Origin of the sequence: Dietzia sp. CW19 (assembly GCF_014145265.1) — a bacterium.
Taxonomy (GTDB): domain Bacteria; phylum Actinomycetota; class Actinomycetes; order Mycobacteriales; family Mycobacteriaceae; genus Dietzia; species Dietzia natronolimnaea.
The window spans coordinates 1-1,646 of sequence record NZ_JAALEE010000554.1 but is presented as its reverse complement, the minus strand read 5'-3'; the positions used below and the strand labels follow the sequence as shown (position 1 = coordinate 1,646).

Genomic DNA, 1,646 nt, shown 5'->3' with positions numbered 1-1,646 from the left:
GCCTCCTGCCGCGCCCGCCCCCGCCCCAGGTCAGGGCGGCGGCAACTCCGGCACGCCGTCCAGCTCCGCGCAGGTGGAGACGGTCGTCAACCGTGCACTGTCCCAACTCGGCGTCCCCTACGCCTGGGGCGGCGGCGACGCCAGGGGTCCCACGCGGGGCATCCGGGACGGCGGCGTCGCGGACCGCCACGGCGACTACAACAAGATCGGTTTCGACTGCTCCGGCCTGATGATCTACGCGTTCGCCGGGATCGGAAAGGCACTGCCGCACTTCACCGGGTACCAGTACACCGCGGGCCCCCAGCACCCGGTGGCCACACGCAAGCGCGGAGACATGCTCTTCTGGCCCGGCCACGTGGCGCTCTACCTGGGTGACGGCAGGATGGTGGAGGCCCAGCAGTCCGGTGACGTCGTCAAGATCTCGCCGGTCCGGATGGCCGGGATCTCACCCATGGTCGTCCGGTTGACCTGACGACGTCGCGCCGAGCCACCGTGCCGATCCCGCCGTGCCGACACCACCGTGCCCGGCCCGACCATCGGTCGGGCCGGGCACGGCCGTACACCGGTACTGTCGACCACAGTCCGCACTGACGGTCCGGCCCCAGGGCCACAGACCCCCGACCTCGCGAAGGAGCCCTCCGCGGTGAGCGATCCCCACACCGACCACCCGGCCGACCCGGGCTCACTCCCCGCGGTCTCCGCCTCCTCCGCGGCCTCGGACGCCAGGCTGCTCGAGCAGGCGGTGTACGAGGTCAAGAAGGTCGTGGTGGGCCAGGACCGGCTCATCGAGATGATCCTGGTGGGTCTGCTCTCGCGCGGTCACATCCTCCTCGAGGGCGTGCCGGGTGTCGCCAAGACGCTCACCGTGGAGACGTTCGCCACCGTCGTGGGGGGCAGCTTCCGTCGCCTCCAGTTCACCCCGGACCTGGTTCCGGCGGACATCGTCGGCACCCGGATCTACCGGCAGGGCCGCGAGGAGTTCGAGGTCGAACTCGGTCCCATCCTCGCGAACTTCGTGCTGGCCGACGAGATCAACCGCGCGCCGGCCAAGGTCCAGTCGGCGCTGCTCGAGGTGATGGCGGAGGGGCACGTCTCGATCGGCGGCCAGACCTTCCCGATGCCGACACCGTTCCTGGTGATGGCCACCCAGAACCCCATCGAGAGCGAGGGCGTGTACCAGCTCCCGGAGGCCCAGCGGGACCGGTTCCTGTTCAAGCTCGTCGTGGACTACCCGAGCCCCGAGGAGGAGCGGGAGATCGTCTACCGGATGGGGACACGTCCGCCGGAGCCGTCCCGCGTCCTCGGGGTCGACGCGTTGATCCGGCTGCAGGACGCGGTCCGGGAGGTCTTCGTCCACCACGCACTGGTCGACTACGTGGTCAGGGTCACCGTCGCCACCCGCGAACCCGAGAGGCACGGCCTCGAGGACGTGGCCAGGTGGCTCGCGTACGGCGCGTCCCCCCGGGCCACCCTGGGTGCCGTCACCGCGGCCCGCGCGCTGGCCCTGGTCCGCGGTCGCGACTACGTGGTGCCCCAGGACGTCGTCGACGTGCTCCCCGCCGTGCTCCGCCACCGACTCGTCCTCACCTACGACGCGTTGGCGGACGAGATCACCGCGGACACCGTCGTGCGCCGCGTTCTCGAGG

2 protein-coding genes are annotated in these 1,646 nt (G+C 71.2%); both read left to right on the top strand.

Annotation, left to right across the window (positions count from 1 at the left end; genetic code table 11):
- The coding region (locus G6021_RS15630; protein WP_206682431.1) for an NlpC/P60 family protein at nt 1–472 on the top strand (472 nt) is incomplete at its 5' end.
- A gap of 171 nt (nt 473–643) precedes the next feature.
- On the top strand, nt 644–1,646 hold a 1,003-nt coding region (locus G6021_RS15625; RefSeq protein ID WP_182641690.1), incomplete at its 3' end, for an AAA family ATPase.